The sequence below is a fragment of the Mesorhizobium sp. M5C.F.Cr.IN.023.01.1.1 genome, assembly GCF_003997585.1.
Classification (GTDB): domain Bacteria; phylum Pseudomonadota; class Alphaproteobacteria; order Rhizobiales; family Rhizobiaceae; genus Mesorhizobium; species Mesorhizobium wenxiniae.
Genome location: NZ_RZSU01000229.1, coordinates 1 through 1,369, shown reverse-complemented (window position 1 = coordinate 1,369; position 1,369 = coordinate 1). Strand labels below are relative to the sequence as shown.

Here is a 1,369-nt window from a genome sequence, read left to right as displayed (position 1 = left end):
CGTCAGTCGAAGTCATCGGCCAGATCTCCATACCGGTCCAAGAAGATGCCAAAAGCGTTCTCCAGCTCCGAGAATTCGTCTTCGGTATTGGCCAGTGACACGGTAAACTGGCCGCGCCTGGTGACAAAGATGCCGTTGTTGATCATGAAAAGCTGGAACAGTTTTCGAAAGATCGGCGGGGTCTTAACGTCCTCAGGGCCGCGCGGCATGTCCGCTTGGAAATGTGTCGAGATGAGGGAGCCAAAACTGCCCAGTTGCAGGGGCACTCCTCGGCTGTTCGCTTGACGTTGTAAAGCAGACCGCAGCTTGTTGGAGCGGGCATTCAACCGATCGACGTTTTCCTGAACAAAGACCTTTTTCAGCGCAGCATGCCCAGCGATCATGGTCAGAACGTTGTTGCTAAAAGTGCCGCCGTGCGAGAGCATTCTCTCATGACCGGGTCCCAGCCTGTCCATATGTCGCGCGGGCCCGCACAAAGCCCCGAAGTTGAGACCGCCGCCGAAGAACTTGCCGAGCGTGGTCAGGTCTGGATAGACACCGATTACCGATTGATAACCGCCGACGGCGAACCTTGCGGTTTGCACCTCGTCGAATATCAGCAACGCGCCGATCTCATCGCATATCGAACGAAGACGGCTCAGGAAAGTTGTGTCGGCCACGAAGCCGCCAGCGCTGCCCATGATCGGCTCGACCAGAATGGCCGCGATGTCCTCGCCCTCCTTCCGGACGATCTGCTCGACGGTTTCGATGTGATTGAATCGCGCGAGGCGGACGTCCGCACGTTCGACATTCATCTCACTCTCGGGCTCAAGCCAGTTCAAGATGTTACCGTGGTAGCCACCGAAGAAGCCCAGCACCAATCGCCGCCCCGTTTCGGCCTTGGCAAGTTGTATTGCCGCCACATTTGCTTCCGTCCCCGACGTCAGGAAGCGGACTCTCTCGATAGACCGAAAGCGACGGCAGATCTCGCGGGCATACGCCACCTCATGATCGTGTGTGCCCCCGTAACTCATTCCGTTGTCTAGCCCCACCTTGAGCGCTGACACGATCGCTTCGTTCGAATGGCCGAAGAGAGCGGCGGTTAGGTCATTTCCGAAATCCGAATATTCGTGGCCGTCCGCATCGATCACCTTGCTGGATCGTGCAGAGCTAAAGAAAAGCGGAAACGGGTCGAAATACAGCGAGCTCCGAGTGTTGCCGCCAGGCAAGACCTCCTTGGCGGCTTCAAATTTCTGTCTGCTCGTCGGGTTTGAGCCCTCATAGACGCGCTGCTCATGCGCGATGGCTTCGTCGACCGTAAACCGAGTTTCTGCGGATTGCATCGTAGACGGTTTCCCCTTCCGGTGTTTCCATGCCGCGTGAGAATACT

1 protein-coding gene is annotated in these 1,369 nt (G+C 57.1%); it reads right to left on the bottom strand.

Features of this window, described 5'->3' with window-relative positions:
- Positions 1 to 2: 2 nt before the first annotated feature.
- Positions 3 to 1,369, bottom strand: a 1,367-nt coding sequence (locus tag EOA78_RS35460; protein WP_206533568.1) for an aminotransferase class III-fold pyridoxal phosphate-dependent enzyme, incomplete at its 5' end; no start/stop codon positions are given.